Annotated in this window: 1 protein-coding gene; it reads left to right on the top strand. The window is 59.5% G+C overall.

All coding sequences use genetic code 11. From position 1 onward, the window contains the following. Window positions 1–13: 13 nt before the first annotated feature. Window positions 14–474 (top strand): porin (locus Q666_RS59275; RefSeq protein ID WP_023014614.1); only part of this gene is annotated, 461 nt, incomplete at its 3' end.

The following is a 474-nucleotide window of genomic DNA, read 5'->3' as shown; positions in this document are numbered from 1 at the left end:
TTGGAGGTCAGATATGAAACTCAAGAGCTTGATGCTCGGCGCTGCAGCTGCTGCTGCTGCCACCACCGCACAGGCAGCCGATCTTCCGGTTGCTCCGGAGCCGGTTGATTACGTTCGCGTCTGTGACGCTTACGGCGCACGCTTCTACTACATCCCGGGCACCGAAACCTGCCTCCGCGTTGGCGGCCGTGTTCGTACCCAGGTAATCGTCAACAACACGCTGGACAACGGCGCTTGGGGCAACCGTGATTCTGACGGCTACTCCTGGCTGTCTCGCGGCTACCTGTACCTGGACGCTCGCACTGCAACCGAATTCGGTACCCTGCGTGCATACGTCTCCATGTACTCCACCGTCACCAACGGTGCGAACTCTGCTAGCCTCGATAACGCCTACATCCAGTGGGGCGGCCTGACCGCAGGTCTTCTGACCTCGAACTTCGACATCTTCACCGGTCAGACCTTCATGGGTGTTGT

This window comes from Labrenzia sp. C1B70, from assembly GCF_000475395.1.
GTDB classification, from domain to species: domain Bacteria; phylum Pseudomonadota; class Alphaproteobacteria; order Rhizobiales; family Stappiaceae; genus Roseibium; species Roseibium algicola.
Note: the sequence above shows the minus strand (reverse complement) of the source record. Positions and strands in the feature narration are given on the sequence as shown.